The 26,980-nt window shown below is 69.5% G+C and carries 21 protein-coding genes; 12 read left to right on the top strand and 9 right to left on the bottom strand.

Translation table 11 applies throughout. The features are described from left to right. Positions 1-210 precede the first annotated feature (210 nt). Both AC0Z9V_RS05940 and AC0Z9V_RS05935 read left to right on the top strand, forming a co-directional pair. Positions 211-1,665, top strand: coding sequence for an APC family permease (locus AC0Z9V_RS05940; protein WP_485141006.1), 1,455 nt, complete (start codon positions 211-213; stop codon positions 1,663-1,665). A gap of 31 nt (positions 1,666-1,696) precedes the next feature. Continuing rightward, the gene (locus AC0Z9V_RS05935) at positions 1,697-2,533 is read left to right on the top strand and encodes a PhzF family phenazine biosynthesis protein (RefSeq protein WP_485141005.1); all 837 of its coding nucleotides are present in this window, start codon (positions 1,697-1,699) and stop codon (positions 2,531-2,533) included. A gap of 21 nt (positions 2,534-2,554) precedes the next feature. On the opposite strand, the gene ybaK is transcribed toward AC0Z9V_RS05935, so the two are convergent. Together ybaK and AC0Z9V_RS05925 are read right to left on the bottom strand one after the other, a co-directional pair. Next, the gene (ybaK, locus tag AC0Z9V_RS05930; protein WP_208738970.1) at positions 2,555-3,049 is read right to left on the bottom strand and encodes a Cys-tRNA(Pro) deacylase; all 495 of its coding nucleotides are present in this window, start codon (positions 3,047-3,049) and stop codon (positions 2,555-2,557) included. Between the two features lie 16 nt (positions 3,050-3,065). Continuing rightward, positions 3,066-3,422 (bottom strand): hypothetical protein, encoded by a 357-nt coding sequence (locus tag AC0Z9V_RS05925; protein ID WP_485141004.1) that lies wholly within the window; start codon positions 3,420-3,422, stop codon positions 3,066-3,068. A gap of 436 nt (positions 3,423-3,858) precedes the next feature. Here AC0Z9V_RS05925 and AC0Z9V_RS05920 point away from each other — a divergent pair, with 436 nt between their 5' ends. Both AC0Z9V_RS05920 and AC0Z9V_RS05915 read left to right on the top strand, forming a co-directional pair. After that, complete coding sequence (locus tag AC0Z9V_RS05920) at positions 3,859-4,872, top strand: LacI family DNA-binding transcriptional regulator (RefSeq protein WP_485141003.1); 1,014 nt, start codon at positions 3,859-3,861, stop codon at positions 4,870-4,872. 32 nt (positions 4,873-4,904) lie between these two features. Next, complete coding sequence (locus tag AC0Z9V_RS05915; protein ID WP_208738968.1) at positions 4,905-5,198, top strand: DUF503 domain-containing protein; 294 nt, start codon at positions 4,905-4,907, stop codon at positions 5,196-5,198. Between the two features lie 64 nt (positions 5,199-5,262). Here the strand turns inward: AC0Z9V_RS05915 and AC0Z9V_RS05910 are convergent, their stop codons facing one another. From AC0Z9V_RS05910 to AC0Z9V_RS05885, 6 genes are all read right to left on the bottom strand, one after another. Then, the gene (locus AC0Z9V_RS05910) at positions 5,263-5,964 is read right to left on the bottom strand and encodes an HAD family hydrolase (protein WP_485141002.1); all 702 of its coding nucleotides are present in this window, start codon (positions 5,962-5,964) and stop codon (positions 5,263-5,265) included. Positions 5,965-6,074: 110 nt separating this feature from the next. Next, positions 6,075-7,289, bottom strand: a complete 1,215-nt coding sequence (locus AC0Z9V_RS05905) for a class I SAM-dependent methyltransferase (RefSeq protein WP_485141001.1) — start codon at positions 7,287-7,289, stop codon at positions 6,075-6,077. Positions 7,290-7,298: 9 nt separating this feature from the next. Further along, entirely contained in the window at positions 7,299-8,057 is a 759-nt protein-coding gene (locus AC0Z9V_RS05900; RefSeq protein WP_133082513.1) for an ATP-binding cassette domain-containing protein, read from the bottom strand. Then, the gene (locus AC0Z9V_RS05895) at positions 8,054-9,067 is read right to left on the bottom strand and encodes an iron chelate uptake ABC transporter family permease subunit (RefSeq protein WP_485141000.1); all 1,014 of its coding nucleotides are present in this window, start codon (positions 9,065-9,067) and stop codon (positions 8,054-8,056) included. The genes AC0Z9V_RS05900 and AC0Z9V_RS05895 overlap by 4 nt, the downstream gene beginning before the upstream one ends. Beyond that, complete coding sequence (locus AC0Z9V_RS05890) at positions 9,057-10,070, bottom strand: ABC transporter permease (RefSeq protein ID WP_485140999.1); 1,014 nt, start codon at positions 10,068-10,070, stop codon at positions 9,057-9,059. Before AC0Z9V_RS05890 ends, AC0Z9V_RS05895 begins: the two co-directional genes overlap by 11 nt. 32 nt (positions 10,071-10,102) lie before the next feature. Further along, on the bottom strand, positions 10,103-11,047 hold the full coding sequence (locus AC0Z9V_RS05885) for a siderophore ABC transporter substrate-binding protein (protein ID WP_485140998.1): 945 nt from the start codon (positions 11,045-11,047) through the stop codon (positions 10,103-10,105). A 326-nt stretch (positions 11,048-11,373) separates the two neighbouring features. Between AC0Z9V_RS05885 and groES the strand changes: the two genes are divergently transcribed. Beyond that, positions 11,374-11,670 carry a co-chaperone GroES gene (gene groES / locus AC0Z9V_RS05880; protein WP_055768411.1) on the top strand — a complete coding sequence of 99 codons (297 nt, stop codon included), beginning with the start codon at positions 11,374-11,376 and terminating at the stop codon, positions 11,668-11,670. A 73-nt stretch (positions 11,671-11,743) separates the two neighbouring features. Continuing rightward, positions 11,744-13,360, top strand: a complete 1,617-nt coding sequence (gene groL, locus AC0Z9V_RS05875; RefSeq protein ID WP_208738963.1) for a chaperonin GroEL — start codon at positions 11,744-11,746, stop codon at positions 13,358-13,360. A 316-nt stretch (positions 13,361-13,676) separates the two neighbouring features. Here the strand turns inward: groL and AC0Z9V_RS05870 are convergent, their stop codons facing one another. Beyond that, positions 13,677-15,311, bottom strand: a complete 1,635-nt coding sequence (locus AC0Z9V_RS05870) for a ribonuclease J (protein ID WP_459286962.1) — start codon at positions 15,309-15,311, stop codon at positions 13,677-13,679. A gap of 301 nt (positions 15,312-15,612) precedes the next feature. Here AC0Z9V_RS05870 and AC0Z9V_RS05865 point away from each other — a divergent pair, with 301 nt between their 5' ends. From AC0Z9V_RS05865 to AC0Z9V_RS05840, 6 genes are all read left to right on the top strand, one after another. Further along, complete coding sequence (locus tag AC0Z9V_RS05865) at positions 15,613-17,667, top strand: acyltransferase family protein (protein WP_485140997.1); 2,055 nt, start codon at positions 15,613-15,615, stop codon at positions 17,665-17,667. Between the two features lie 124 nt (positions 17,668-17,791). Next, positions 17,792-19,318, top strand: a complete 1,527-nt coding sequence (guaB, locus tag AC0Z9V_RS05860) for an IMP dehydrogenase (RefSeq protein ID WP_208738960.1) — start codon at positions 17,792-17,794, stop codon at positions 19,316-19,318. A gap of 59 nt (positions 19,319-19,377) precedes the next feature. After that, positions 19,378-21,207 (top strand): ABC transporter ATP-binding protein, encoded by a 1,830-nt coding sequence (locus tag AC0Z9V_RS05855; RefSeq protein ID WP_485140996.1) that lies wholly within the window; start codon positions 19,378-19,380, stop codon positions 21,205-21,207. A gap of 161 nt (positions 21,208-21,368) precedes the next feature. Beyond that, the gene (locus AC0Z9V_RS05850) at positions 21,369-22,778 is read left to right on the top strand and encodes a LamG domain-containing protein (RefSeq protein ID WP_485140995.1); all 1,410 of its coding nucleotides are present in this window, start codon (positions 21,369-21,371) and stop codon (positions 22,776-22,778) included. 443 nt (positions 22,779-23,221) lie between these two features. After that, positions 23,222-24,016, top strand: coding sequence for a DUF4352 domain-containing protein (locus AC0Z9V_RS05845; RefSeq protein WP_459267112.1), 795 nt, complete (start codon positions 23,222-23,224; stop codon positions 24,014-24,016). Further along, on the top strand, positions 24,013-26,895 hold the full coding sequence (locus tag AC0Z9V_RS05840) for a PKD domain-containing protein (protein ID WP_485140994.1): 2,883 nt from the start codon (positions 24,013-24,015) through the stop codon (positions 26,893-26,895). The genes AC0Z9V_RS05845 and AC0Z9V_RS05840 overlap by 4 nt, the downstream gene beginning before the upstream one ends. Positions 26,896-26,980 lie beyond the last annotated feature (85 nt).

Below are 26,980 nucleotides of genomic sequence, written 5' to 3'. Positions count from 1 at the left end.
TCCTGTGGTGACCCCTGCTGGGCCGTTGGTACCTCTGAGACGGACGGTAGCTCGGGAAATCATCTGTGCCGGACGGCGATCCGGCAAGGGGTGCCACGGCAGGGGTGCGACGGCGGTCCCACCCGCACCCGCGGATTTCTCGTGCGCACCCCTTGCTAAGCAGGCTGATCAGGGCCACAGTGAGGTGGAAAACCACAGGGGAGGCCGACCATGAGTACTTCTGCCGAGCACGTGTCCGACGCACCCGCCACCACCGGCGAACCGGAACTGAAGCGGGTCCTCGGGCCCAAACTGCTCCTCCTGTTCATCGTCGGGGACATCCTCGGGGCCGGCGTCTACGCCGTGACGGGCACCATGGCCGGCACGGTCGGCGGCCTGGTCTGGCTGCCGTTCCTGCTCGCGTTCATCGTCGCGACGCTGACCGCGTTCTCCTATCTCGAACTCGTGACGCAGTACCCCCAGGCCGCGGGAGCCGCGCTCTACACCCACAAGGCGTTCGGCATCCACTTCGTCACCTTCCTGGTGGCGTTCGCCGTGGTCTGCTCGGGCATCACCAGCGCCGCCACGTCCGCGAACGTGCTCGCCCAGAACTTCTTCGGCGGACTCGAGATCAACGGCTGGCTGGACATGCCGGGCCAGGGCGTGATCACCGCCGTCGCGCTCGGCTTCATGGTCCTCCTGGCCGTGATCAACCTGCGCGGGGTCGGCGAGAGCGTCAAGTTCAACGTCGTGCTGACCCTCGTGGAGGTGGCCGCCCTGTGCATCGTGATCGGTGTCGGGTTCCTCGCGATGGCGCAGGGCAACGGCAACGTCGGTGAGATCTTCGTCTTCACCGACTACCAGGACAAGGGCATGTTCCTCGCGGTGACGGCCGCGACGTCCATCGCGTTCTTCGCCATGGTGGGCTTCGAGGACTCCGTGAACATGGTCGAGGAGACCCAGAACCCCGAGCGCATCTTCCCCCGCACCATGCTGACCGGCCTGGGCATCGCCGTCATCTTCTACATGCTGGTCGCGATCTCCGTGGTCACGGTGCTCAGTCCCACCGAACTGGAGGGCATCCGGGAGGCCGAGGGAGCGGCCCTGCTCGAGGTCGTGCACAAGGGTTCGCCCGATTTCCCCATCGACAGGATCTTCCCCTTCCTCGCCGTCTTCGCCGTCGCCAACACGGCCCTGATCAACATGCTCATGGCGAGCCGCCTGATCTACGGGATGGCACGGCAGGACGTCCTGCCCCGGCCGCTCGCCAAGGTCCTGCCGGTACGCTGCACGCCCTGGGCCGGCATCGCCTTCTCGACCATCCTGGCCCTCGGCCTGATCCTCTACGTGACCAGCGATCCCGACAGCAACATCGTCGCGAACCTCTCGGGCACCACGGCGTTCCTGCTCCTGTGCGTGTTCACCATCGTGAACGTGGCCTGCGTGGTCCTGCGCCGCAAGCGGGACGTCAACCGGAAGGTGTTCTTCACGTCCCCGGGCCCGCTTCCCGTCGTGGCGGCACTCCTGTGCGCCTTCCTCGCCGGTCCGTGGGTGGGGCGCGACGTCGTCCAGTACCAGATCGCCGGCAGCCTCATGGCGATCGGCGTCGTGCTCTGGCTCGTGACCTGGCTGATCAACCGCAGGACCAATACCGAGGCGGGCGACCCGACGGCGGTCGACGGCTGAAGCCCCGCCCGGCTGCCACTAGCATCGCAGCATGGAGATCCTCCGCTACGCAGCCTTCACCGACCGCGCCGACGGCGGGAACCCCGCCGGGGTGGTCCTCGACGCCGACGGCCTGACGCCCGAGGAGATGCAGGCCATCGCCGCCCGCCTGGGCTATGCGGAAAGCGCCTTCATCTCGGAGCGGTCCGACGGCGCGGCCACGATCCGCTACTTCGCACCCGAGGCCGAGATCCCGTTCTGCGGCCACGCGACGATCGCCACCGGAGTCGCGCTCGCGGAACGCGAGGGGGCAGGGACCCTGCTCCTGTCGACGCCGGTCGGCACGCTCGGCGTCGACAGCAGGAACGTGTCCGGCCGGTTCGTCGCGTCCCTCGTGACCGTCGAGCCGCGGGTCGAGGTCATCGCGCCCGCCGTCCGCACGGACCTGCTGCGCCACCTGCGCCTGGGCGAGGACGACCTGGCCCCTGACCTGCCCGTGATGCTGTCCTTCGCGGGGAACATCCATCCGATCGTGCCCGTGCGCAATGCCGCCGTCCTGAGGAGCCTCGACTACGACTACGACGGGCTCAAGCGGCTCATGGCCACGCAGGGATGGAATGCGACCGTCGCCGTCGTGCACCGGCTCGGCCCCGCGGTCTTCGAGGCCCGCAATCCATTCCCTCCCGGCGGGATCCGCGAGGACCCTGCGACCGGGTCCGCGGCGGCATCCCTGGGCGCCTACCTGCGGGCACGGGGCGAGGTCACGCCGCCGGCGACCCTCACTGTGCACCAGGGAGCCGACGTCGGCCGTCCCTCCGTCATCACCGTCGGCATACCCCGCACGGGCGGCGTGACGGTCTCGGGCGGAGCCGTGCCGATCGGCGCATAGGAGCGCACGGAGATCTGCGCGCTAGGGTCCTGCGATGGGTGCCGACAGGGCGTTCGTGGCGGACATGAGATCGGCGGGCGCCAGCTCGATGTCCAAGCCGCGCTGGCCCCCGGACACGAACACCGTCGGATGGTCGTGGGCCGACCGGTCGATCACGACGGGGGAGGGCTGCCGCTGCCCGATGGGGGAGATCCCGCCCAGCACGTAGCCCGTCCGCCGCTGGGCCAGTGCGGGATCGGCCATCGCGGCCTTCCGCTTGCCGAGCGCGACGGCCAGCGCCTTGAGGTCCAGGGATCCGCTGACGGGCACGACCGCGGCGACGAGGGTGCCGTCGACGCTCGTCATGAGCGTCTTGAACACCCGCTCGGGTGGGACTCCCAGGGCGGCGGCGGCTTCCAGCCCGTAGGAGGAGACGCCCTCGTCGTGCTGGTAGGGCCGGGCGGTGAAGGGGATGCCGGCCGCGGTGAGGGCGGCTAGTGCGGGGGTGCTGCGGGACCCTGCGACCTTCCTGCCCACGGCACCTCCTCGGGTGTTACGACGCTGCGGCGACGTCTCCCGCCGGCTCCAGCTCCCGGACGTCCGGGTGGCCCCAGGCGCCGGTGAAGTCGCAGGACAGGATGAAGTCGGTCATCACCGGGCCGGTGAGGACGAGCCCTTCGAGATAATCTACGCCGTCGCGCCGGGCCGGTTCCACTCCGCGGGACCGGAGGGCGTCGAGGACGGCGCTGGTATCCGTCGGGTCCGCGTCGTCCGTCCCGTCCGAGGTGGCCACGGCTCGCAGGGAGGACCAGTAGAGGTAGAGGCCCTCGACCTCATCGAGGGATGCGAGGGAGCCGTCGGCGGTGACGGTGGTGCATTCCTGGAGGAATTCTTCGATGTGCTGCGTCATGGTGGTGATCCTTTGCAGTGTCTGGAGAGCAGTGCCGGTGCAGGATGGGCCGGCGGAGGGGACCGCCCGAGCGTGATGTGATCGGGAGCGATCGGGTGCGGGAGTGCGAGGTGCGCAGTCACCGCGTCAGGGCGCTGGAGAGCCCGCGGGAAGGGGTTACGTCGTCAGGACAGCGCGGCGCGTGCCGGGGCGTGGACTGGACGTGGGCGCAGGTCGGGATGCTGCACCGCCTGCGAGCGGCTGTGGAAGAAGGGCTTCGTGGTTGCTCATGATGCACTCCCCCTATCGGGGATGGTGCTCTGCTGTTGCGTGCCCGGCGGTAGCACCGGGGGAACGAAGAGAAGAACCGGGGGCAGCCGCCTTCTTCTAGACAACTGCCTTCACCCTACGCCCTTTCCGCGCCGATGGCCCGGAGAGGCTCGGCTACAGTACAGATATGCCCCCTCGCACCCGTAACCGCCGGGCGACGATCAACGACGTCGCGAGCGCCGCGGGGCTCTCCCGGGGCACCGTCTCCCGGGTCGTCAACGGCGAACGCTACGTGTCGGACGAGGCGCGGACAGCCGTCGAGGAAGCCATCGCCCAGGTGGGATACGTGCGCAATTCGGCCGCGAGGAACCTCGTGACCCAGGAATCCCGGGCGATCGCCCTGATCATCCACGAGCCGCACTCGCTCCTGTTCGAGGACCCGAACATCGGCTCCATCCTCCTCGGCGCCAACGCCGTGCTCTCGAAGGCCGACTACCAGCTCGTCTCGCTCATCATCGACTCGGACCGGGACAGCCGCAGGGTCGCCGACTATCTCCGGGGCGGGCTGGTGGACGGTGCGGTGATCGTCTCCGCCCGGGCGTCGGACCCCATCGCGTCGGCGGTGCGGGACATCGGTGTGCCGGCGGCCTTCGTGGGGCATCCCCCCGGCACTCCCGACCTCCCGTACGTCGCCATCGACAACGCGGCGGCGGCCCAGGCGATCACGCGGCGGCTCGTGGAGACGGGCCGCAAGCGGATCGGTATGATCGCCAGCGCGATGGACCGGGACTCGGGACATGACCGGTTCACCGGTTTCCGGAACGCCCTGGGCGGGCGCTTCGACGCCTCGCTCGTGGTCGAGTACCCGCTCTACACCTACGCGGCGGGCCTCGAGGGGATGCAGGAGCTGCTGCGTCGCTGCCCCGAGATCGACGGCGTCTTCGCGGCGTCCGACGCCGTCGCCGCGGGGGCCATGACAGCCCTGCAGGAATCGGGACGGAAAGTGCCCGACGACGTCGGGATCGTCGGCTTCGACGACAGCAGCTGGGCGCTGCGTACCCGCCCGCAGCTGTCCACGGTCAGGCAGCCCGCGGACCTGCTCGGCAGCACCGCCGCAGAGCTCGTCCTGGCCCAGATCAGGGGACTGCCGAGTCCGGTGCAGGTCCTGGAGACCATCGTCGTCTGGCGTGATTCGGCCTAGTCCGGGTAGCGCCCAGCCCAAGGAGGACCGCCATGTGGATCGGGTTCATCGAGTTCGACGTCCTGCTCGGCGACGTGCATTCACTGAAGGGCAAGCGCTCCGTGGTGCGTCCGCTGGTGTCGGACCTGCGCCGCACGTTCGAGGTGTCCGTCGCCGAGGTCGGCAACCAGGACCTGCACCGCCGGGCCGTCGTCGGGGTCGGCATGGTCGGGGGCGACCGGCAGCACCTGGTGGACGTGCTGGATCGCGTGGAGCGATACGTCGCCGCGAGGCCGGAGGTGGAGCTCCTGAGCGCCCGGCGGCGGCTCCTGAGCAGCGAGGACTAGCGCCGGCAGGCGGGCGGGTGCGGACTCCGGTCCGCCCCACCGGGTGCCCGCCCGCGCGCTGCCCTCAGGAGGTCGCGAGCCTGTGCAGCGCGCCGTCGTCGAACGCGTCGAGCAGCGCCCGGATGTCCTTGTACACCTCGACCGCCCCGGCGTCGCGCAGCTCGGCCTCGCTCGTCCCGCCCGAGGCGAGTCCGATCGTGGGGATCTTCAGGTCGGAGGCGGCGAGGACGTCCCACACCGAGTCCCCCACGAACACGGCGTCTGCCGCATCCAGGCCGCCCGCGTCGAGCGCCGCCCGGAGGATGTCCGGGGAGGGCTTGCTGTTCTCGGCGTCGGAGGAGCTGGTCGCGGCGCTGATCGCCTCGTCGGCGCCGATGATCCCCCGCAGCACGGCCAGTTCCTGCTGGGAGGCGGACGACGCGAGGACCACCGTGAGGCCGTCGTCGGCGCAGCGGCGCAGGAGGTCCGCGGCTCCCTCGAAGGAGCGGAGGCCGGGCCAGTAGGTCGAGAAGACCGCGCCGTGCGTCGCGTCGAGTTCGGCGTCCTGGTCGGCGTCGCGGTCCTCGCCGAGGAGGTGCGCCACGAGTTTGTCGCCGCCCATCCCGATGGCCCGGTGGATCTCCGCCATGGGGACGTCGTGGCCGAACCGGCGGAACGCCTGCCACCAGGCGAGGGTGTGCTGGTAGTTCGAGTCGACGAGGGTCCCGTCGACGTCGAAGAGCACGCCGTGCCGTCTTCCCGATGTCTCCGCCGTGCCGTCCTCCATCTGCTGCCTCCCGCTCGATCCGTCTGTCCTCCCACCGAGTCTAGGAACGCGGACACCCTGACGGTGCGCGGCACGGTCGGTTGCGGGCAAGGCCGATGTGTGGCCTGCCGTCACGCCGGGCCGGCGGGCTCGACGACGACCGCCACCCGTTCGTCGCCGATGCGGGTCAGCACGAGAGTGGCCTTCTTGCGTCCCTTGCCCGATCCCGTCAGCAGCTGCTTCCGCACCTCCTCCGGCGTCACGGACGTGCCGCGCTTCTTGATGTCGAGGACGCCGATGCCTTCCGAGCGCACCCACGCCCTGAGCGCCTTCACGTTGTAGGGCCGTACCTGCAGCACGCGGTAGGCGCGCGCGAAAGGAGTGTCGGTGAACGACGGCGCGCAGATGTAGGCGATCATCGGGTCCAGCAGGTGCCCGTCGAGCTGCGCCGCGAGGTCCGCCACGAGTTCGGCGCGGATCACGGCGCCGTCGGGCTCGTAGAGGTAGCCACCGGGCTCGCCGACCGCGGCGGTGGGGCCCTCGCCGAACTCCGCCCCCGACACCATCTCCGCGGCGCCGCGGGGACCGATGACCAGCGCAGCCCGCCGGACGCCGTCGCGGCGGAGCGCATTGAACCAGAGGCCCACCTCGGTGACGTCCCCGTCCACGGAGATCCACTGCGCCTCGCACGTCGACGGGATCGCCCCGTGCGGCATGCCGGGGCCCATCTTCACGCCGACGGGCGTCCCGCCGTCCGCCAGGCGCTGCACGAAGGACAGAGGAGGCGAGAACGCCTCGGGGTCGAAGAGTCGCGACGTACCCGACGTCGTCGTGGTCCGGCGTGCCGGATCGAGCCACACGCCGTCGTAGTCCGCGATGTCCACGGATGCTGCGTCGGCGTTCACGACGCGCGCGTTGGGGAAGGGCAGCAGGTTCATGGTCGCCGCCGCGGCGGTGGTCTCGTCGAGTTCGACGGCGGTGACCTCGCGATCGAGGGTGGCCAGGGCCATGCTGTCCGCGCCGAGGCCGCAGCCGAGGTCCGCGACCCTCACGAGCCCGGCGTCGACGAAGCGCTGCGCATGGCGTGCCGCGACCATCAGGCGCGTGGCCTGCTCCAGTCCGGTCGAGGTGAACACCATGTGCTCAGCGAACGGCCCGAACTTCGCGGACGCCTTCGCGCGCAGGCGTGACTGCGTGAGGGCGGCGGCGACCACCTCGGGGGAGTGGCCGGCCTTCCGCAGCTGCTCCGAGAGGCGCAGGCTGTCGGCCTCGGTGTAGGGCCCGAGCGAGTTCAGCAGCTCCCAGCCCTCGGGCGTCAGGATGTCCGCGATGTTGTCCGAAGCCATGCTGCCAGCCTAGGCGAAGTAGACGCCGATCCTGTTGCCCCGGATCCGCTCCACCTGGATGTCCACGTCGTACACGTCCCGCAGCACCTCCGGTGTCATGATCTCCTCCGGCGTCCCCGAATGGATCAGCGCGCCGTCGCGCATCGCCACGATCGTGTCCGAGTAGCAGGAGGCGAAATTGATGTCGTGGATCACCAGCACCACGGTCTTCCCGAGGTCGTCCACGAGCCGGCGGAGCAGACGCATCATGTCCACCGAATGCCTCATGTCGAGGTTGTTGAGCGGTTCGTCGAGCAGGATGTAGTCGGTGTCCTGCGCCAGCACCATGGCGATGAACGCCCGCTGGCGCTGCCCGCCCGAGAGCTCGTCCACGAACCGGTCGGCCAGGTCGGTGAGGTCGAGGTAGTCGAGCGCCCGGTCGATGTGCTCGCGGTCGACCACGGTGGGCCGGCCGTTGTTGTGCGGGAACCGGCCGAACCCCACGAGGTCGCGCACGGAGAGCCGGACCGTCAGCTGGTTCTCCTGGCGCAGGATGGACAGGGTCCGCGCGAGGGCGGGACCGGGCGTCGTGCTGACGTCCAGCCCGTTCACCCGGACCGAGCCGGCGTCGAGCGGGAGGAGCCGGCTCATCATCGACAGGAGGGTGGACTTCCCGGCGCCGTTGGGTCCGATGATCGAGGTGACACCCCCGCTCGGGATGGTGCAGGTGACGTCGTCCACCACGGTGGAGCTGCCGTAGCGCTTGGTGGCGTGGTCGATGGTGATCACCGGATACGGCCTTTCAGGAGGAGTGCGAGGAAGACGATGCCGCCGGTGAACTCGATCACGATGCTGAGCGCGGTGTCGAACTCGAAGACCTGCTCGAGGACGAGCTGCCCGCCCACGAGGGCGATCACGCCGAGCAGCACGGCGATGGGAAGCACGACCGCATGCCGGAAGGAGCTGCATAGCTGGTACGCGAGGGCGGAGACGAGCAGGCCGAAGAACGTCGCCGGTCCTACGAGGGCCGTGGAGACGGCGACGAGCACCGAGCAGATCACGAGGACCAGCGTCACCGTCCGCCGGTGGTCCACCCCGAGCCCGACCGCGGTGTCCCGGCCCAGGGCCAGGACGTCGAGGCGGTGGCGCAGGCGCCAGGCGGGTACGCAGAGCCCGGCGACGACCACCGCGGAGATCAGCAGGAGCATCGGGTCCACGCGGTTGAAACTCGCGAAGAACAGGTCCTGCAGGATGATGAACTCACTCGGATCCATCAGGCGCTGGAGCAGGGACGAGGCACCCCGGAAGAAGACACCGAACACGATCCCCACAAGGAGCAGCAGGTGGAGGCTGTGCCCGCCACCGGTGAAGAGCCACCGGTACAGCAGCCAGGAGAAGGCGACCAGGAGTGTGACCTCGACGGCGAAGCGGAGGGGCGCGGCCAGTGTGAGGAGGGTCGAGGCGCCGAGGGCGAAGGCGAGGACGGTCTGGATGAGGATGTAGAGCGCATCCAGCCCCATGATGGACGGCGTCAGGATGCGATTGCCGGTGACGGTCTGGAACAGCACGGTGGAGACGCCCACGGCGGCGGCGACCAGCACCATGGCTCCGACGCGGTTCAGGCGCCGCGGCAGCACGTAGGCGAGGTTCCCCTGGAGGTCGACGAGGAGGAAGGCCGCGATGAGTGCGGCGGCGGCGATGCCGAGCACCACCAGCCAGGCGGCGGGCGGGAGGGTCTTCGCGGGCTTCCGCCCGGTCTGCACGACGGCGGTGGGCAGGCCGGTGGTCCTAGCGCGCACGGGCGGTCCTCCGGACGAGCAGGGCGATGAACAGGGCGCTGCCGACCACGGAGACGATCACGCCGACCGGCACCTCGTAGGGGAAGCGGATGATCCTCCCGAGGATGTCGCAGGCGAGGACGAAGCCTGCGCCGAAGACGGCGATCCAGGGCACGGACCGGCGCACGTTGTCCCCGATGAGCAGTGACACGAGGTTGGGGACGATCAGCCCGAGGAACGGGATGGCTCCCACGACCACGACCACGACGGCGCTGATCAGGCTGACCAGCACGAGTCCGAGGTTCATGGTGCGCCGGTAGTCCAGCCCGAGGTTGGTGGTGAACTCCTCGCCCATGCCGGCCACGGTGAAGCGGTCCGCGCACACGTAGCCGACGACGGCGAGGACGGCGACGATCCACAGCAGCTCGTAGCGGCCGCGGACGAGGCCGGAGAAGTCCCCGATCATCCAGGTGTTGAGCGTCTGGAGCAGGTCGAAGCGGTAGGCGAAGAAGGTGGTCACCGCCGCGATGACGCCGCCGAGCATGATCCCGACGAGCGGGACGATCAGGGTGTTCCGCAGCGGGATGCGCCGCAGGACGGCCAGGAAGAGTGCGGTCCCGGCCACAGCGAAGATGGCCGCGATTCCCATCTTCGCCACGATCGGCGCACCGGGCAGGAGCAGCGTGGCGACGAGGATCCCGGCCGTGGCCGATTCCACCGTGCCGACGGTGGAGGGCTCCACGAACCGGTTGCGGGCCATGAGCTGCAGGATGAAGCCGGCCACGCTGAGGGCGACGCCTGCCAGGATGATCGCCAGCGTGCGGGGGACCCGGCTCACCAGGAAGGTCTGCCAGACATCGGGGTCGCCGCCCAGCAGGTCGGCGGGGGAGACCTCCGAGACTCCGACGAAGAGGCTGAGGACGGCAAGCAGCAGCACGGCTCCGCCGGCCGGCCAGAGGGCCGGCGATCGGGTGGAGCCGTGCTGCTGTGCGGCCCGCTGGGGCCGGAGGGAGAGTGCTGCCATGGGGGCGCCGGCCGTGGGTACGGCGGAGCGGATCAGGCCGCGACGGCCTCGTGGACGGCGGAGACCATGGCGTCGAGGTTGTTCAGGCCGTAGCCGATCAGGTACCAGCTCGCGGAGTCGAGGTAGGTGATGGCGTCGTTCTTCGCTGCGTCGGTCCCGTTGACGAGTTCGTTGTCCAGGACGGCGGATCCGGCCGCGCCTGCCTCGCCGACGGCGGCGTCCCGGTCGATGACGAACAGGTGGGCCGGGTTGACCTCGGCGATGTATTCGAAGGAGACGGCCTCGCCGTGCGTGCCTTCGTTCTTCACCGCGGCTGCGGGCTCGACGCCGAGCACGTCGTGGATGAGGCCGAAGCGGGACCCGGTGCCGTAGGCGGTGACCTCGCCCGCGCTGGTCAGCAGGATCAGGCCGTCGCCGGCGGATGCTGCCGCTTCCTTCGTCTCGGCGATCCGGGTGTCGAGCGCGTCCAGGCGCTCGGCGACCTCGTCCTCGGCGCCGAAGATGCGGCCGAGGGATTCGGTGTGCCCGGTGAAGCTCGCGATGGGATCGGTCGCGTCCACGCTGAGGTCGATGGTCGGCGCGATCTCCGAGAGTTCGCCGTAGGAGTCCGCGACGCGCCCCGAGATGATGATCAGGTCCGGTGCGGCGGCGGCGATGGCCTCGAAGTCGGGCTCCTTCATGGACCCGATGTTCGTGGTGTCGCCGCCCTCGTAGGCCGAGAGCTGCTCGGGCAGCGTGCCCTGCGGGACGCCTGCGACGTCGACGCCGAGTGCGTCCAGCGTGTCCAGTGCGCCGAGGTCGAACGTGAAGACGGTCTCGGGGTCCACGGGCACCTCGGTGGTTCCCTGTGCGTGCTCGATCGAGACGGTCGAGGCCGCTGCCGGCTCGTCGGCAGCTTCGGAGGAACCACCGCAGGCCGTCAGGGCGAGGGTGGCCGCAGCTGCTGCGGAAAGGACGGCGAGGCGCACGTGTGCCATGGGATGAACTCCGAGTGGAAGGGGCCGGCCCGGCCCGATGTCGTAGAAGTAAGGGGTGCCTTACCTTCACGAATCTAGAGGGAAGCTCGGGAATTACGCAACCGAAGCATGCCCTATTCGGAGTGACGTCGGTCACCATTTCGCCTCCGGCCTGTCAACGCTGGCACTCGCCTTGACCGAGTGCCAGCCCTTGCATACAGTCGGAGTTGGCACTCGCTCCCTGCGGGTGCTAATCCCGAGGGAAGCGTTCGCCGGCACCGCGACGACGGTTCACGCCAACCCGACGGCCTACATTCCATTGGTAACGAACGCAAAGGAGAGCCCGAGTGTCGGTCTCTATTAAGCCTCTTGAGGATCGCATTGTTGTCCGCCCCCTCGAAGCGGAGCAGACCACTGCTTCCGGCCTCGTCATCCCGGACACGGCCAAGGAGAAGCCCCAGGAGGGCGAGGTCGTAGCAGTCGGACCGGGTCGCGTCGACGACAACGGCAACCGCGTCCCCGTCGACGTCGCCGAGGGCGACATCGTCATCTACTCGAAGTACGGCGGAACCGAAGTCAAGCACGGAGGCCAGGAATACCTGGTGCTGTCCGCCCGCGACGTCCTCGCCGTCGTCGTCAAGTAGTACCCCGATTGGAAAGCCCCGGCCCGCAGTGGCCGGGGTTTTTCTCGCTGCACAAGCCTGAAAGGAATCAACAATGGCAAAGCAGTTGGAATTCAACGACGCCGCCCGCCGTGCCCTCGAGGCCGGCGTGGACAAGCTCGCGAACACCGTCAAGGTGACGCTGGGCCCCCGCGGACGCAACGTCGTGCTCGACAAGAAGTGGGGCGCCCCCACGATCACGAACGACGGCGTCACGATCGCCCGTGAGGTCGAGCTCGACGACCCCTACGAGAACCTCGGCGCGCAGCTGGCCAAGGAAGTCGCCACCAAGACGAACGACGTCGCCGGTGACGGAACCACCACCGCCACCGTCCTCGCGCAGGCACTGGTCAAGGAAGGCCTCCGCAACGTGGCCGCCGGAGCCGCACCCGGCCAGCTCAAGCACGGCATCGAGGTCTCGGTCGAGGCCGTCGCCAAGCGCCTCCTGGAGAACGCCCGCGAGGTCGTGGGCCAGCAGACCGCCAGCGTCGCGTCCATCTCCGCCCAGAGCACCGAGGTCGGAGACCTCCTCGCCGAGGCGTTCGACAAGGTCGGCAAGGATGGTGTGATCACCATCGAGGAGTCCTCCACCACGCAGACCGAGCTCGTCCTCACCGAGGGCATGCAGTTCGACAAGGGCTACCTCTCGCCCTACTTCGTGACCGATGCCGAGCGCCAGGAAGCCGTCCTCGAGGATGCGCTCATCCTGATCAACTCCGGCAAGATCTCCTCGCTGCAGGAGTTCCTCCCGCTGCTCGAGAAGGCCCTGCAGGCCGGCAAGCCGCTCTTCATCATCGCCGAGGACATCGAGGGCGAAGCGCTCTCCACCCTCGTGGTCAACAAGATCCGCGGCACCCTGAACGTCGTCGCCGTCAAGGCCCCGGGGTTCGGTGACCGCCGCAAGGCCATGATGCAGGACATCGCCACCCTCACCGGTGCGCAGGTCGTCTCGCCGGACCTCGGCCTCAAGCTGGACCAGGTGGGCCTCGAGGTGCTCGGCTCCGCACGCCGCATCACCGTGACCAAGGACGCCACCACCATCGTCGACGGCACCGGCAGCGAGTCCGACGTCGCCGACCGCGTGGCGCAGATCCGCGCCGAGGTGGAGCGCACCGACTCCGACTGGGACCGTGAGAAACTCCAGGAGCGCCTCGCGAAGCTCGCCGGCGGCATCGGCGTCATCAAGGTCGGCGCTGCCACCGAGGTCGAGCTCAAGGAGAAGAAGCACCGCATCGAGGACGCCGTGTCCTCGACGCGTGCAGCCCTCGAAGAGGGCATCGTCGCCGGCGGCGGTTCCGCGCTGGTGCACGCCGGCAAGGCACTCGACACCGATCCCGACGTCCTCGCACTCGAGGGCGACGCGGCGACCGCCGTCGGACTCGTCCGCCGCGCCCTCGCCCAGCCGCTGCGCTGGATCGCCGAGAACGCCGGACACGAGGGCTATGTCGTCGTCGCGAAGGTCTCCGACCTCGAGGTCGGGAACGGCTTCAACGCCGCGACCGGCGAGTACGAGGACCTCGTGGAGGCGGGCATCATCGACCCGGTGAAGGTGACGCGCTCCGCACTGCGCAACGCCGCCTCCATCGCGGCGCTGGTGCTCACCACCGAGACCCTCGTGGTCGAGAAGCCCGAGGAGTCCGACGGCGAAGAGGGCCACGGCCACTCGCACTAGGACGCCTGGGCCCCGAGCCCGTCCCGTTCGACAGCAGCACCCCGGCTCCTCCGAGCCGGGGTGCTGCTGTGTGTCAGCGGGCCCGTGGCGCCTCGGTGTCGACGGGAGTCCCCATCGATCGGCCCGCGCCGGTGGGAATGCTCGGACATGCCCACCGGAGGGCCGTGATCAGTGGGCCGGTCCGCACAGCAGGACGTTCGGCGGTCGCTGTCGGGCACGGACGGTCGGCGGGCTCTGTCGGGCGCTGTCGGGCGGCCGGACGACGAAGGCCCCAGTACTCCTGGGAGTACCGGGGCCTTCGGGGTGCTGCTGGGGATCAGGCGTCGACGACGATCGCCGAGACCACGGGCTGGCGGTTGTAGTACCGGCGCATCCAGTTCGCCGTGGCCCGCTCGATGATGTCCTCCGGGTCCTGGCGGCGGCCGCCCTGGCGGTTGGAGGCGGAGTCCCGCAGTGCCTTCTCGACGGCGGCGCCCGCCTTGTCGAGGTCCTCGTCGGAGCAGGAGAAGCCCTTGGTGAAGAACTCCGGCGCCTCGACGATGTCCCCGTTGTCGGGATCGATGATCGCGAGGACCGTGACGACACCCTCCTCGGCCAGGCGGCGGCGCTCACGGAGGTCCTCCTCGGTGATCCCGCCGACGCTGTCGCCGTCGACGAAGACGAGACCGGCCTCCACCTTGCCCGAGAGCGTGGCGCGACCGCGCACGAGGTCGACCGTCACGCCGTCCTGGGCGATGACCACGTTGCGGGGGTCGACGCCGGTGGCGACGGCGATCTCCGAGTTCGCCCGCAGGTGGCGCCATTCGCCGTGCACCGGCATGACGTTGCGCGGCTTGACGATGTTGTAGCAGTACGCGAGCTCACCGGCGCTGGCGTGCCCGGAGACGTGCACCTTGGCGTTGCCCTTGTGCACCACGTTGGCGCCGATCTCGGTCAGCGCGTTGATGATGCCGTAGATGGCGTTCTCGTTGCCCGGGATGAGGGAACTGGCCAGCAGCACCGTGTCACCCTCGCTGATGCGGATGGCGTGGTCCTTGTTGGCCATGCGCGAGAGGGCCGCCATCGGCTCCCCCTGCGAGCCGGTGCAGATGAGGACCACCTTGTGGTCGTCGCTGCGCTCGAGCTTCTTGAAGTCCACGAGCAGGCCCTGCGGGATGTTGAGGTAGCCGAGGTCCGCCGCGATGGTCATGTTGCGCACCATCGAGCGGCCCACGAACGCCACCTTGCGGCGGTGCTGGTGTGCGGTGTCGATGATCTGCTGGATGCGGTGGATGTGGCTCGCGAAGCTCGAGACGATGATGCGGCGGGGGGCGGTGCGGAAGACCGCGTCGATCGCCGGCGCGAGATCCTTCTCCGAGGTCGTGAACCCGGGGACGTCGGCGTTGGTGGAGTCCGTGAGGAACAGGTCCACGCCCTCGGCGCCCAGGCGTGCGAAGGCGCCGAGGTCGGTGATGCGGCGGTCCAGGGGGAACTGGTCCATCTTGAAGTCGCCTGTGTGCAGCACCATGCCGGCCGCGGTGCGGATGGCGACGGCGAGGCTGTCCGGGATGGAGTGGTTCACGGCGACGAACTCGAGGTCGAAGCCGCCCATGGTCCGACGGTCGCCCTCCTTGACCTGCACCGTCTTCGGGGTGATGCGGTGCTCCTTGAGCTTCGCCTCGATGAAGGCGAGCGTGAGCCGCGAGCCGACCAGGGGGATGTCCGCGCGTTCCTTGAGCAGGTACGGGACGGCGCCGATGTGGTCCTCGTGCCCGTGCGTGAGCACGACGGCGACGACGTCGTCGAGCCGGTCCCGGATGTAGGAGAAATCGGGCAGGATGACGTTGACGCCGGGCTGGTGCTCCTCGGGGAACAGGACACCGCAGTCCACGATCAGCAGCTTGCCCTCGAACTCGAAGACGGTCATGTTTCTGCCGATCTCACCGATACCACCGAGAGCGACGATGCGCATGGCTCCCTTGGCCAGTTCCCGTGGTGCTTTCAGTGCGGCAGGTCTCTTATTCACAGATCAGTTATCTCTCGTTCATGCGGGGGCGGGGCGGCGGCCCTCGGACGTATGTCGGGGCCGGCAGACCCGGCGATTCCGTTCGGGTGGTCCCCGGCGTTCCCGGGGAGATACTCCTTCTAGGGTACGTGCTACGCGGGCGACCGGACGGATCGGGCTCCCCGGGCACCGGCATCGCCGAAGATCACGAAACGGTAAACTGGGATTTTGCGTCCGCCCGATCCCCAGGCCTCCGAGGAGGAACAGCATGGTTACCGCCTCGCAGTCCCCGCCGTCCGTGGCCCTCGGGGAGCAGCCGGCCCGCCCGGATGAGCGCCGGTTCCGGCCGGAGGTCCAGGGACTCCGGGCGCTGGCCGTCGGCATGGTGGTCGTCTACCACGTGTGGCTCGGGCGGGTGTCGGGGGGTGTGGACGTCTTCCTGCTCGTCTCCGCCTTCCTCCTCACCGTCACGTTCACCCGGCGCCTCGAGGCCGCGCAGCCCCTCGACCTGGCCGCCTACTGGCTGGGGCTGCTGAAGCGGCTCCTGCCGGCCGCCGTCGTGGTCCTGCTGTCCGTCCTCGCGGCAACCGCGGTCCTCGTGCCCGGCTCGCGCTGGCGATCCGTGTTCGACCAGACCTGGGCATCCCTGACCTACCGGCAGAACTGGCAGCTCGCGGCCGACGCCGTCGACTACTACGCGCTCGACTCCAGCGCGGCCAGCCCGCTCCAGCACTTCTGGTCCCTGTCCATCCAGGGTCAGGTGTTCCTGCTCTGGCCGGTCGTCTTCGCGTCCGCCGCCGTCCTCGTCGCGGTCACCCGGCTGCGGCCCCGGCCCGTCCTCCTGGTCCTGTTCGGCGCCGTCTTCGCGCTGTCGCTCGCGTTCTCCGTCTGGCAGACCGGCGCGGACCAGGCGGCTGCCTACTTCGACACCCGCGCCAGGCTCTGGGAATTCGCCCTCGGCTCGCTCGTGGCGCTGGCCCTGCCCTATCTGGTGGTGCCGGCGCGGGTCCGGGTGGTGCTGGGCTGGGCCGGCGTGGTCATGATGCTCGCGTGCGGCGTCCTCCTGCAGGTGCAGCAGCAGTTCCCGGGCTACATCGCCCTCTGGCCCACGCTCGCCGCCGCCGCCGTGCTCGTCGCGGGCCGCACGGACAGTCCCGCGGGCGTGGACCGCTGGTTGTCCTCGGCGCCGCTCCTGCGGCTCGGCAACGTGTCCTACGCCCTGTACCTGTGGCACTGGCCCGTCCTCGTCCTCTGGCTCGTCGTCGCCGACAAGCCGAGAGCCGGCATGCTCGACGGCGGGATCGTCATCGCGGCCTCGCTCGTCCTGGCCGTGCTCACTATGCGCTTCGTCGAGGAACCGATGCGCGCCTGGCAGTGGCCGACCGTGCAGCGACGGCGGACCGGCCTGGTCGCGGCGCTGGCCCTCGCGCTCGTGGCCGTGCCCCTCTCGGGTTGGGAGTACCGGGTCCAGGCACAGGAAGCGGCGGTGCAGCAGCAGACGGACGACGACAACCCGGGCGCCGCAGCCCTGGCGCCCGGCTTCCGGTTCCGGGGAGCGGAGGACGCCCTGGTGAAGCCGCTGGCCAGCAGCCTCGGCGCCGAGTGGGCGGAGGTCGACGGGCCCTGCCCGGACGCCCTGATGCCCGCTGATCCCCGGTTGTCCTCGTGCGTCCGCACGGGGGACGAGGCGACGGCGGAGCGGACCATCCTGGTGCTCGGCGACTCCCATTCCCAGATGTGGATGACGGCGCTCGGTGCCATGGCGACGAAGAACAACTGGCTCGCCGTCTCGGTGCACAGGCCCAGCTGCCGGTTCGTCGATGCTCCGAGCACCGTCGATCCCGAGTGCCGGGCGTTCAACGACGCGGTCCGCGACTACGCGCTCGAACTCGCGCCGGACGCCGTCCTGACGGTCGGCACGCGGACGGACTGGAGTTCGCCGGCGGAGGAGGTCCCGGCCGGGTTCGAGGAGGGGATCGCGCCCCTGCTCGCGGCCGGCATCCCCGTCGTCGGCCTGCGGGACACGCCCCGCTTCGAGGACGACATGGCCGAGTGCACGGCGCTCAACGCCACCGACCCCTCGGCCTGCGACGTCCCCCTGGCCGAGGTGCTGGCGCCGTCGTCGCCGCTGGCCGCCGTGGCCGACCGCGTGCCGGGACTCGAGCACCTGGATCTCACCGACCTCGTCTGCGCCTCGGCGACGTGTTCCGGCGTCGTCGGCAACGTGCGCGTGTTCATGGACCGGGACCACCTGTCCAAGACCTACGTCTCCACCACCGCGCCGGCGTTCGAGCAGCGGCTGAGGGCCGTGCTCGGCTGGTGACGTGAGTGGTGTCACCGGAATAGGGCGCCCCTGCGATCCGTTCTAGACTGGCAGAGCCCGCCGGCGCAGCCCGCCGAAGGCCCCCAACCCACTCCCATCGGGCGACACCGAAAGAGGCGCAGCAGTGAGCGAGCAGTCCGGCCAGAACGAGACCCACGACCCCTTCGGATTCATCGGCCTCACATACGACGACGTCCTCCTGCTGCCCGGCCACACCGACGTCATCCCCTCCGAGGCCGATACGTCGTCGCGCATCTCCAAGCGCATCACCGTGAAGACGCCATTGCTCTCCTCCGCGATGGACACCGTCACGGAGTCGCGCATGGCCGTCGCCATGGCGCGGCAGGGCGGCCTCGGCGTGATCCACCGCAACCTGTCCATCTCCGACCAGGCGGACCAGGTGGACCGGGTGAAGCGCAGCGAGTCGGGCATGATCACCAACCCGCTCACCATCGGCCCCGACGCCACCCTGCAGGAACTCGACGAGCTCTGCGGTCACTACCGGGTCTCGGGTCTGCCCGTGGTCGACGGCACCGGCCACTTGCTCGGCATCGTCACCAACCGCGACACGCGCTTCGTGCTGGAGCGTGACTTCCCGCGCATCCTGGTCCGCGACGTCATGACGAAGATGCCGCTCGTCACGGGGCACGTGGGCATCAGCGGCGACGACGCCATCAACCTCCTCGCCGGCAACAAGATCGAGAAGCTCCCCCTCGTCGACGACGAGGGCATCCTCCGCGGCCTCATCACGGTCAAGGACTTCACGAAGGCCGAGCAGTACCCGCTGTCCACGAAGGACGACGACGGCCGCCTCCGCGTCGGCGCGGCCATCGGCTTCTTCGGCGACGGCTGGGAGCGCGCCATGACCCTCGTCGAGGCGGGCGTGGACGCCCTCTTCGTCGACACCGCCAACGGGCACAGTGCGGGCGTGCTCGAGATGATCTCGCGCCTGAAGGCGGAGAAGTCCGCGGCGCACGTGGACATCATCGGCGGCCAGGCGGCAACCCGCGAGGGTGCGCAGGCACTGATCGACGCCGGCGCCGACGGCATCAAGGTGGGCGTGGGACCCGGATCCATCTGCACCACGCGCGTCGTCGCGGGCGTCGGCGTCCCGCAAGTCACGGCCATCTACGAATCCGCGAAGGCGGCGATCCCCGCAGGCGTGCCCGTGATCGCCGACGGCGGCCTCCAGTACTCCGGCGACATCGGCAAGGCACTCGTGGCCGGCGCCGACACCGTGATGCTCGGATCCCTCCTGGCAGGATCGGCCGAGGCGCCCGGCGAACTGATCTTCGTCAACGGCAAGCAGTTCAAGACCTACCGCGGCATGGGATCGCTCGGTGCCATGCAGACGCGCGGCAAGAACACGTCCTACTCCAAGGACCGTTACTTCCAGGCCGACGTGACCGGCGACGACAAGCTGATCCCCGAGGGCATCGAGGGCCGCGTCGCGTATCGCGGGCCCCTCGCGTCCGTGGCGTACCAGCTCGTCGGCGGACTCCGCCAGACCATGTTCTACACCGGTGCTCGCACCATCCCCGAACTGAAGGCCAAGGGCAAGTTCGTCCGCATCACGGCTGCCGGTCTCAAGGAATCCCACCCGCACGACATCCAGATGACGGTGGAGGCACCCAACTACGGCTCCAAGTAGCACCTCGCGTCGTATCGGCCGCCCGATCCCGAGCACCTCGGACGGGAGGCCGATGCTGCATGAGCGGACTCCCGCAGCCTGAGGTCGCCGCCCGCCGCAAGCTCCGGCTCGGGCCGTATGCCCGTGCCGTCGGGCAGGTCCTGGTGGTCAGCGCGAAGGCGTCACCGGGCGCGGTCGCGATGAAGGTCGCAGGCTCGCTCATCTCCGCTGTCCTGCCGCTGGTCACCACGTACTTCGCGGCCCTGACGACGACGGCGCTCGCCGCCGCCTATGCGGGCGACCCCGGCGCCGGGCGGTCCGCCGTCGTGTACGTGGTCGTGACGGCCGTCCTCGGGCTGCTCTGGGGAGCCTTCACGAGCATCGACCGCTACATCCAGCAGGTCCTGAGCTTCCGGGTCGGCGCGATCGTGGGCGACCGCATGTACGAGCGCTTCCTCGCGCTCGAGTTCTGGCGGTACGACGACAAGGAGACGGTGGACCTCTACGACCGGGCGCGCCGCTTCTCCGACTCCTACGCGCGGGTGCTGGACCGCATCGCGGCGATCTTCACGCAACTGGTGTCCGTGGTCCTCGCGATCGGGGCGCTGCTGCTGGTCAGCTGGTGGATCGCCCTGATCGTGCTCATCGCGATCATCCCGAGCGTCTATCTCCAGTTCCGGCTCTCCCGGGAGCAGATGGCGCACTGGAACACCCAGGTGGACTCCCGGCGGCAGCGCCGCATGATCGAGACCAACCTGATGAAGCCGCAGCACATCGCCGAGATGCGGCTCTACGGCATCGTCCGGTATCTCATGGACCTGCGCTCGACGCTGCGCGACGCCGACGAGAAGCGGCGGCTGGACTTCCAGAAGCGGTACATCCCGAAGCAGCTGCTCGCGGACGCCCTCCAGTACGGGGCCGAACTGCTGGCCCTCGTCTGGATCGTGGGTCAGATCATCGCCCGCGCACAGCCCGTGGGGCAGTTCCTCTACGTCCAGCAGATCGTCAGCCGGGCGCTGAGCACGGCCAACAACCTCGTGTCCTCCCTCAGCTCCATCGACGAGGACCTCGCGAACCTCAAGGACTACGAGCAGTTCATGGACTTCCCGCTGTCCATCGGGGCTCCCGGCCGGCTGGAGGGTGCGCCGTCCGCCGTCGAACTCCGCGACATCCACTTCACCTATGCGGGCGGCGAGGTGGAGGTGCTCAAGGGCATCTCCATGTCCTTCGACCGCGGCACCCACGTGGCCATCGTGGGGGAGAACGGTGCGGGGAAGTCCACGCTCATCCGGGTGCTCGCCGGGCTGTACCGGCCCAGCAGGGGAGAGGTGCTGCTCGACGGACGGGACCTGCGCGGAATCGGCATCGACGACTGGCACCAGCACCTGGCGGTCATGTCCCAGGACTTCCTGCGCTACGAGTTCGCCACGGCCGCCAACAACATCTACTTCGGCGACGTGCACCACCCCCGCGACGACGAGCGGGTACTCCGGGCGGCACGGGACGCGGAGGCCGCCGAGTTCATCGAGAAGATGCCGAGCGGCTTCGACAGCTACGTCAGCAACTGGATGGAGGACCCCCGCGGGCGGAAGGGCAGCGGACTCTCGGGCGGGCAGTGGCAGCGCCTCGCCATGGCCCGCAACTTCTACCGGGACGCCCCGTTCATCGTGATGGACGAGCCGACCTCCGCCATCGACGCGCTCGCCGAGCACCGCATCTTCACGCGGCTCTTCGCCGACCGCTCGAGGACGATCATCGCGATCAGCCACCGGCTCGCCACCATCGAGAAGGCTGACGTCGTGTACATGCTCGAGGACGGCCGCGTGGTGGAGTCCGGCACGCATCGGGAGCTCGTCGCGCTGCGCGGACGGTACTACCGGATGTTCGAGAGCCAGCTGCCCGAGGACTGAGCCGCCGACCCTTTGTCCGCGACCACGCCGGGCGTATCCTCGAGGCCTGCAACCATCCACGGAGGATGGCGCAGGGAGCGGTCTCCCATCAGCGCCCGACTCGTCGTGCGCGTCGACAACCGGCTTCTCCGGATCTCATGACTGCGGGACGAGGATCCATGGTGGGTACCAGGCGAGCCACCGCCCTTCCGGGATCGCAGCCACCCCTGCGTCGCCGGACCCGCGTCGTCGCGGCCACGGTCGTCGTCGTTCTGTCGGGCGCAGTCGGCGCCTGCACCGCGCCCGAGGAGACCGGCGCGGAGAATGTCTGGCCGATGACGGGGCCGGACGCCTCGGTCGGTGGTGTGGACGTGTCCGCCGAAGGCGGCGCCCGATGGACCGACGCCGGATTGCAGCTGAGCGGGGGCGACTACGCCAGCACCTGGACGGTCAGCCCGATCGTCACCGACGCGAGCTTCTCGGTGAGTGCCTGGGCCCGTCCGACGGGGCGGCCCGGGGAGTACGCCGCCGTCCTCAGCGAAGCAGGAGACGTCGCCGGATCATTCTTCCTGGGCATCGCCGAGGGGTTCTGGTCCTTCTCCGTCAAGCCCGAGGACGGCAACGGGAGTGGTTTCGTGACCAATCGCGACCGGGCAACACGGGTGGACGTCGAACCGGACGTGTGGGTGCATCTGGCGGGAGTCTACGATTCCGATGCCGGGCGCGCCCGGTTCTTCCTCAACGGATACCCCGTGAGCGAGCAGGGGATCGCCACGGACGCGGTCTATGCGGCGAAAGGCCCGCTCCTGTTCGGTCGCGCCCAGGCCGATCGGCGGGCGTCCGACTTCTTCACGGGCACCGTGGCCGACGTGCGGACCTGGCCGCGGGCACTCAGCCGCGGCGAGGTCGCCGCCGCCGCCCGTGCCGATACACCGGCAGGCGCCACCCTCCACCCACCGGAGGAGTCGGCAGCCTTCGTCTGCCCGGACCCGCACGGCGGGGTCTGCCTGGGCACCCTGACGGCGGGGACCTACTCGACGACGTCCTTCGAGCCGGCACGCTCGTACACGGTCCCCGCGGGGTGGACCAACGGTCAGGATCTGCCGGGCAATCTGCTGCTGAGCAGGAGCGTGGACCCGGCGGGATGCATCTGGGGCGGGAGCTACATCGGCGTCTACCAGGACATCCGCGCTCCAGCGCCCTGCGGGGAGGAGGTGCAGCCCGGCATCGGTACGAGCGCCGCCGAGCTCGCAGCGTGGTATCGCAGCGTTCCGGGGCTGCAGATCACGCGCGACGTGCCCGTGACGGTCGGCGGGCTGTCCGGTGTGGCGCTCGATCTCAGGGTGGGCGCCGACTGGAGGAGCCCGTGCCCCCTCATGCGCGTCGCCCACGTGATCCCCGTGCTCATCGGCGGCGGGGTCTCCACCCTGCACCACGTCATCGGCGCCCCGGTGGAGATGCGTCTGTACCTCCTCGATCAGGGTGGAGGGAATGTCGCGATCGAGGTCACGGCAGTGCTCGAGCAGCACAGCCTGACGGACTACCTCGGCGAGGCGGAGGTGGTCGTCGGCTCGTTCGAGTTCGAGTCCTAGCGGTCGCGCGCACTCCCGGGCGAACGGGCATCGCCGCCCGACCGATGCCCGTTCCTCGATGCCCCCGCTCCACGCATCGATGCCGTACCAGTACCCGGGCGCCGACCTAGGTAGCGGAGCCAGTATTTGATCGGGGCGACCCGGTGGCCCTGCGTACTCCGGACGGTGAAGACGCGTAAGCCCTACTCGTGTAGGACGGGCCGGCGGTTCGTAAGGTCGATGTCAGTACAGGTTGGGACCCTCGCGCTGCGTTTCATGAACCTGCCTGAGGAGGAAGCGATGGATGCTCTGCCGTTCCGGGGCCGGTCACTGCGGATCGCCCCCGTCGGAACACGCAGCAGGCCGGCGCGCCACCGTGGGCCCGTCACCCGTGCAGGGGAGGCCGGGCGGCAGCCCTCGGCCACCGGCTCCTGTAGCGCCTCCTCCGCGAAAGGGCCGACGCCGTGACCTCCCAGCCCGGGAAGCCGGGGAGGATGTCCAGGGGACAACGGGCCGCAGGTGCTGCGGCCCTGATCACTGTGCTTGGCCTGACCGGGTGGGGCGTCGCCGCTGGTTCGCTGGCTCCCGAGCCGACGACCCGGTCGGCGCAGATCGAAGGCCCCTCCAGCGCCCCGTCCGGCGCTTCCGGATCCGCTCCCGCCGAACCAGGATCCGAAGCGGACCCACCCGCACCGACCGGACCCGCATCCACGCCGACGTCCTCCGGCCCGACGTCCTCCGACCCGGAGGTTCCCGCCACCGAGGTGCCGGCTGCTCCCGACCCGGGATCGGACGCCTTCGCCCCGCCCACCGCCACCGGGAAGATCATCGACGAGCCGCCGCCCGTCGCCACCCCGCAGACCTTCGATGAACCAGCCGATGTCGCCGAGGGCGTTGCTGCCAGGGTGGCAGCGATGAAGGCCGTCGACGGCGAGGCCCGGGGCATCGGCGAGGTGGACGGTCCCGCGGTGCAGTTCACCCTCGAGATCACCAACAGCACCACGGAGTCCGTCTCCCTGGCGGAAGCAGTCGTGAATGTCGAGGCAGGGACCGACCGATCCCCGGCCGGTCAGCTGAGCGGCCCTGGAGCCACTGCCTTCCCTGCCGATGTCGCCCCCGGACAGACCGTCTCGGGGGTCTTCGTCTTCCAGATCCCACCGGAACAGCGCACAGCCGTCCGCGTCCTGTTCCACTACCAGGCAGTTTCACCGGTCGCGGCCTTCGAAGGCCCCGTGCCACTGCAAGGAGAGGCACCATGATGAATCACAGCATCCCGCCGGTGGCATCGCAGGACGAAGCCACCGGGCGCCAGGGGTACCGCGGCGTACTCCGGAAGACCCTTGCGATGGCAGCCGCCTGTGCCTTCGCCGTCGTGGCGACCGTCGCCGCCGGCCCGATGGCCGCTGCGGACACGGCACCCGATCCGATCACTGCCGCGAACCCGCCCACGGTGTCGGCCGATCCGCTGCCCACCGTGCAGGTCAACGGCGTCGTCTGGCAGCAGGTGATCATCGGCAACACCGTCTATGCGGCCGGCAACTTCACCACGGCCCGGCCGGCCGGGGCCGCAGCCGGAACGAACACCGTGTCGCGCAACCACATCCTCGCCTACGACATCAGGACGGGGGCGCTCATCCAGTCCTTCGCCCCGAGCCTCAACGCGCAGGCCCGTTCCATCGCGGCGTCACCGGACGGTTCACGGATCTACGTCGGAGGCGCCTTCACGGCAGTGAACGGAGCACCTGCCTCCCGGATCGCCGCACTCGATCCGACCACCGGTGCGGTGATCAACTCCTTCAAGCCGGCGCCCAACTCGCGCGTCGATGCGATCGTGGCGACGGCGGACGCCGTCTACCTGGGCGGCTGGTTCTCCGCTGTGGGGTCCACCTCGCGGCCGAAGCTCGCTGCCGTCGATGCCGGCACCGGGGCGCTGCGCAGCTGGAATCCGCAGGCCGCAGGAGGGGACGTCTGGGCGATGGTCCTGTCCCCTGACCGCACGAAACTCGTCGTGGGCGGCAGCTTCACGACCCTCAACGGATCTGCGAACCCCGGGTACGGACTCGCCGCCATCGATGCGACGTCGGGCGCGCTGAGGCCCTGGGCGGTGAACGATCTGGTCCGTAACGGGGGAGCGGATGCCGCCATCACCTCGCTGTCCACCGACGGCACGAATGTCTACGGGACCGGCTACGTCTTCGGTGCAGGTGGCAACCTCGAGGGGACGTTCTCCGCGAACTGGTCGGACGGGTCCGTGAAGTGGGTCGAGGACTGCCACGGCGACTCCTACGGCGTCTCTCCCATCGGTGAAACCATCTACACCGTGGGGCATGCCCACTACTGCGGGAACATCGGCGGGTTCCCGGAGTCCAACCCCCGGGACTGGCAACGCGCCATCGCGTTCAGCAGGAGCACGACCGGAACCGTCAAGCGGAACAGCGTCGGGAGATACTTCAACTTCGAAGGCAATCCCGCCCCGTCGCTCCTCACCTGGTTCCCGCGACTGACCGCCGGCACGTTCACGGGTCAGGGCCAGGCGGCCTGGACGGTCACCGGCACCTCCGACTACGTGGTGCTGGGCGGGGAGTTCCCCCGGGTGAACGGCGTGGGGCAGCAGGGCCTCGTGCGCTTCGCGGTCCGCAACATCGCGCCGAACAAGGTGGGACCCACCGTCACCGGTGCCGGGACCAACCCCACGCTCACCTCCACGGCAGCCGGCAAGGTCACCGTGCAGTGGACATCCAACTGGGACTTCGACAACGAGAAGCTCACATATCGGGTGATCCGTGACGGCCAGATTGCCACCCCGGTGCACACGGTCTCGCAGCTGTCGAAGTTCTGGCAGCGGCCCGTGCTGACGTTCGAGGACTCGGGTCTCGTCCCGTCCTCGACGCACACCTATCGAATCTTCGCCACCGACCCCTTCGGCAACGAGGTCCGCTCGGAGAACGTGAGCGTCACCGTCATGGCGGGCACGGCGGAGAACACCCCTCCCACGGCACGGTTCACGGAGACGGTCAGCGGCCTGGCGGCGTCCTTCGACGGTTCGACCTCGACCGACGCCGACGGCACCATCGCCTCCTACGCCTGGGACTTCGGTGATGGGACCACGGGTGCAGGGGCGAAGGCTTCGAGAACCTACGCCGCGGCGGGCACGTACACCGTGAAGCTGACGGTGACCGACAACTCAGGTGCCGTCCACACGGCGTCCAGGGCCGTCACGGTCACGGCGACTCCGCCCGCGAACACCCCGCCCACGGCAGCGTTCACGCAGACCGCGACCGGCCTGGCAGCGTCCTTCGACGGTTCGACCTCGACCGACGCCGACGGCACCATCGCCTCCTACGCCTGGGACTTCGGTGACGGGACGACGGGTACAGGGGCGAAGGCCTCGAAGACCTACGCCGCGGCGGGAACGTACACGGTGAGGCTGACGGTGACCGACAACGCCGGAGCGACGAACTCCGCTTCCCGTGCCGTGACTGTGACAGCGGCGGGGCAACCGGCGGGTGAGCTCGCCCGGGACACCTTCAGCCGGACCGTCACCGGAGGCTGGGGCACCGCCGAGGCGGGTGGGACCTGGGCGGTCGGTGGATCCACCGGCAAGTACTCGGTCGACGGAAGCAGGGGCCTGCTGAACCTGGCGGCCGCAGCCTCGAGTGCTACCGCGCGACTGGACGGCGTCTCGTCGCTGACCACCGACACCCGCTTCACCGCGAAGCTCGACAAGGCGCCCAACGGCGGTGGCCTCCATCTGACGGTGATCGGCCGCAACGTCGCAGGAGCAGGTGACTACCGGGGAAAGCTCCTGGTGTCCGGCACCGGTGGGCTGTCGCTCATCACGGAGAAGGCCGTCAACGGTACGACGACCCGCCTCGGGAGCGCTTCGGTGCCCCTCACCTTCAGCGTGACCGACACGTACTCCATGCGGGTGCGGGTGTCGGGTACCGCCCCGGCGACGGTGCAGGCCAAGGTGTGGAAGGTCGGGACGGCGGAGCCTGCTGCCTGGCAGCTCACGTCGACCGACTCCGAGCCTGTCCTGCAGAAGGCAGGATCGGTGGCCGTGGACGCCTACCTCTCCAGTTCGGCGACCGTGGCACCGGTGAAGGTGGCGTTCGACGACCTCGTGGTGCAGCAGTAGGTCGCATCTCCCGCGGAGGCGGCCGCACGGCGGTGGAGGGATGGGGCAACCCATCCCTCCACCGATGACCGGTGCGTGATGGCGC

Source organism: Arthrobacter sp. UYP4, from assembly GCF_057291175.1.
Note: the sequence above shows the minus strand (reverse complement) of the source record. Positions and strands in the feature narration are given on the sequence as shown.

Coding starts and splice junctions, on each gene's coding strand:
- AC0Z9V_RS05890 (WP_485140999.1), bottom strand. CDS start 10,070: ATGGCAGCACTCTCCCTCCGGCCCCAGCGGGCCGCACAGCAGCACGGC.
- AC0Z9V_RS05870 (WP_459286962.1), bottom strand. CDS start 15,311: ATGCGCATCGTCGCTCTCGGTGGTATCGGTGAGATCGGCAGAAACATG.
- AC0Z9V_RS05940 (WP_485141006.1), top strand. CDS start 211: ATGAGTACTTCTGCCGAGCACGTGTCCGACGCACCCGCCACCACCGGC.
- AC0Z9V_RS05840 (WP_485140994.1), top strand. CDS start 24,013: ATGATGAATCACAGCATCCCGCCGGTGGCATCGCAGGACGAAGCCACC.
- AC0Z9V_RS05935 (WP_485141005.1), top strand. CDS start 1,697: ATGGAGATCCTCCGCTACGCAGCCTTCACCGACCGCGCCGACGGCGGG.
- AC0Z9V_RS05885 (WP_485140998.1), bottom strand. CDS start 11,047: ATGGCACACGTGCGCCTCGCCGTCCTTTCCGCAGCAGCTGCGGCCACC.
- AC0Z9V_RS05920 (WP_485141003.1), top strand. CDS start 3,859: ATGCCCCCTCGCACCCGTAACCGCCGGGCGACGATCAACGACGTCGCG.
- AC0Z9V_RS05855 (WP_485140996.1), top strand. CDS start 19,378: ATGAGCGGACTCCCGCAGCCTGAGGTCGCCGCCCGCCGCAAGCTCCGG.
- AC0Z9V_RS05905 (WP_485141001.1), bottom strand. CDS start 7,289: ATGGCTTCGGACAACATCGCGGACATCCTGACGCCCGAGGGCTGGGAG.
- AC0Z9V_RS05865 (WP_485140997.1), top strand. CDS start 15,613: ATGGTTACCGCCTCGCAGTCCCCGCCGTCCGTGGCCCTCGGGGAGCAG.
- AC0Z9V_RS05925 (WP_485141004.1), bottom strand. CDS start 3,422: ATGACGCAGCACATCGAAGAATTCCTCCAGGAATGCACCACCGTCACC.
- AC0Z9V_RS05910 (WP_485141002.1), bottom strand. CDS start 5,964: ATGGAGGACGGCACGGCGGAGACATCGGGAAGACGGCACGGCGTGCTC.
- groL (WP_208738963.1), top strand. CDS start 11,744: ATGGCAAAGCAGTTGGAATTCAACGACGCCGCCCGCCGTGCCCTCGAG.
- AC0Z9V_RS05915 (WP_208738968.1), top strand. CDS start 4,905: ATGTGGATCGGGTTCATCGAGTTCGACGTCCTGCTCGGCGACGTGCAT.